This is a genomic window from Methanocrinis sp., from assembly GCF_049974945.1.
GTDB lineage: Archaea > Halobacteriota > Methanosarcinia > Methanotrichales > Methanotrichaceae > Methanocrinis.
The window spans coordinates 1-1,575 of the sequence record NZ_JBNGCU010000174.1; the positions used below are offsets into that span (position 1 = coordinate 1).

The 1,575-nt window shown below is 61.2% G+C and carries 2 protein-coding genes; both read left to right on the plus strand.

The window, feature by feature from the left end; all coding sequences use genetic code 11:
* On the plus strand, positions 1-1,125 hold a 1,125-nt coding region (locus tag ACP5EL_RS10265; RefSeq protein WP_428402414.1), incomplete at its 5' end, for an HD domain-containing protein.
* Between the two features lie 80 nt (positions 1,126-1,205).
* Positions 1,206-1,575, plus strand: a 370-nt coding sequence (locus ACP5EL_RS10270; protein WP_428402415.1) for a DUF61 family protein, incomplete at its 3' end; no start/stop codon positions are given.

Genomic DNA, 1,575 nt, shown 5'->3' on the forward strand with positions numbered 1-1,575 from the left:
ACCCAGGAGATGCAGAGGCTGAGGTGGATAAAGCAGCTGGGCCTCGCCAACCTGGTCTACCCCGGCGCCAACCATACCCGGTTTGAGCACAGCCTGGGGGCCTACCATCTCTCCTGCCTTCTGGCCCATCATCTAGGTCTGGACGAGGATAACGCGGCGGAGATCAAGGCCGCAGCCCTCCTCCACGACGTCGGTCACGGTCCCTTCTCCCACGCCACCGAGAAGGTCCTATCGTCCTTTCTCAGGGAGGAGCACGAGAACGTCGCAGGCCGGCTGAAGAGGGGCGAGCTGGGAGACGTGCTGGCCCACCGCGGGCTCAAGCCCCACCGGATCCAGAGGCTGATCCGAGGAGAGAGCCCCCTGGGCCAGATGGTGAGCGGTGAGGTGGACGTTGACAGGATGGACTACCTGACCCGCGATGCCCACTATACCGGCGTAGCCTATGGGGTCATCGATTATCAGAGGCTTATGAAGACGATGGCCATAAGGGACGGTCAGCTCGTCCTCGAAGAGGGGGGGATCCACGCAGCCGAGTCCCTTCTGGTATCGAGGCTCCTGATGTACCCGACGGTCTACTTCCACCACGTATCGAGGATCGCCCAGAAGATGCTGGGGATGGGGGTCCGAGTCATGATCGAGGAGGGGGCAGATCCCCGGGAGGTCAGGGAGATGGACGATATCGAGCTCGTGGCCGCCATGACCTCCAAGGGCGGTTATCCCGGCGAGATCATCGGCCGGATCAGGTCGAGGCGGCTCTTCAAGCGGGCGATCTACGTCGGGCGGGACGGTCTCGAGTCGCCGATTATCGTCGATCGGGGACGTGAAGGGAGGATCGCCGAGGAGATCGCGGAGCTGGCGGGGATCGATCCCCTGTACGTCCTCGTCGATAAGCCGGGCCTGCCCAGGATCTCAGAGGGGAATGTGGCCATAATCGGGCGGGACGGCGAGAAGAGAACCCTCCGGGATGTCTCCCCCCTGGTCACCATCATGGAGAGCGCCCACCTCGCGGCCTGGAGGCTTGGGATCTACACCACCGAGGAGAACCGGGAGGGGGTGAAGAAGGCGGCCATGAGCCATCTCAAAATCAGGCGTAACCCGGTCCAGCACACCTTCGAGGACCTCTGACCCTCGATGAGGTCGATCGGATCTGCTGGCAGAATGCCGCGGGATAACCTTTAAGTCGATCCAGGGCTGAGGAGGAAGGGATGGTTGCTGTTGACAACAGGCTGATAGTCAAGACGGTTCAGACGATGAACCAGCACCTTCCGGGTAGAAGAAAGAAGCTCACCGAGCTTCTCGGAGAGGATAAGCCCGGGATCAGGGGCAAGGATAACATATTTTACATCATCGACAGAAAGGAGCTGGACCTGGTATCTGAATCTCTCCCCCGGTATCTGTGGGATCGGATCAGGCTTCCGATTCTGATAGAGATGGCACCTCAGTACGGGAGCGGCTCGGCCCGGGTCCAGGGGGAGGCGGAGTGCGAGCTGGTGAGAAAGCTCCTCAAGATCGACCGGGGTGATCGGAAGATGGTGATCATCTACATGCCGGAGATAAGGGAGCTGAGGCGGAAGC